Genomic DNA, 587 nt, shown 5'->3' with positions numbered 1-587 from the left:
AACCCATTAGAACTGGCACGAGTGTGATCGCAAGTGCTGCCGCTGACGCCATAGCATACGTCTTGGTAAAGGCGAGAGGAGAGAACATCTTGCCTTCTTGACCTTCCAGTGCAAACACTGGAACAAAGCTTAACGTGATGATAAGCAGCGAGAAGAATAGGGGCGCACCTACTTCTTCAGCGGCTTTGCCAATCACTTGCCAGCGGTTCTTATCCGTGAGTGGCGTTCGCTCAATGTGCTTGTGGACGTTTTCTAACATCACGATGGCACCATCCACCATTGCACCGATGGCGATGGCAATCCCCCCGAGCGACATGATGTTGGCATTAATGCCTTGAGAATGCATCACGATGAACGCTGCAAGGATGCCGACAGGCAAGCTCAGGGCGATAACCAATGAAGAGCGAATATGGAACAAGAACAGCGCACAGACGATGGCTACGACGATGAACTCTTCCGCTAATTTCTTCCAAAGGTTGTCGACAGCTGCATTGATCAGCGTAGAACGGTCGTAAGTGGTGACGATTTCAACGCCATCCGGCAAGCTACGCTGTAAATCTTCCAACTTGTCTTTAACTTTGCTGATC

The 587-nt window shown here is 50.3% G+C and carries 1 protein-coding gene; it reads right to left on the bottom strand.

Annotated features, from left to right (window positions below):
- Window positions 1-587: efflux RND transporter permease subunit (locus R7190_RS29165; protein WP_318138109.1), on the bottom strand; the 587-nt coding region annotated here is incomplete at both ends.

The organism is Vibrio sp. 1078-1 (assembly GCF_033340475.1).
The sequence above is the reverse complement of the archived record's forward strand: the minus strand, read 5'-3'. Positions and strand labels throughout refer to the sequence as shown.